General features: G+C 70.2%; 1 protein-coding gene. It reads left to right on the top strand.

The window, feature by feature from the left end; translation table 11 throughout:
* The coding region (locus QSK22_RS33330) for an AMP-binding protein (protein WP_285498488.1) at positions 1-459 on the top strand (459 nt) is incomplete at both ends.

Genomic DNA, 459 nt, shown 5'->3' with positions numbered 1-459 from the left:
TGCGCATCGACTCGCTCGATGACCTGATCGCGGAGCAGTCTTCCGAGCCGCTGGGGGTCGGGCTGGACCCGGCGAGCCTGGCGTACGTCATCTACACCTCCGGTTCCACGGGCCGTCCCAAGGGCGTCATGGGCCACCACGGCGGCATGGTGAACCTGGTGGAGGCGCTGCGGCCGGTCCTGGGCGCCGCGCCGGGCAAGGCGGTTTTGCAGTTTGCGTCGTTCAGCTTCGACGCCTCTGTGCTGGACATCGCGGTGACGTTGTCGTCGGGTGCGACGCTGGTGATCGCCACGCCGCAGGAGCGTGCCGACTCGGCGGCGTTGACCCGGATACTCAACGAGCAGGGCGTGGATGCGGCGAGCATCGTGCCGTCGCTGTTGCGCGTGCTCGATCCGGCGCAGGTCGAAGGTGTGGGCCGGTGGGTGCTGGGCGCCGAGCGGCTGTCGGCGGACCTGGCGG

Origin of the sequence: Actinomadura sp. NBRC 104425 (genome assembly GCF_030269545.1) — a bacterium.
Classification (GTDB): Bacteria; Actinomycetota; Actinomycetes; order Streptosporangiales; family Streptosporangiaceae; genus Spirillospora; species Spirillospora keratinilytica.
This window is presented reverse-complemented; position numbering and strand designations above follow the sequence as displayed.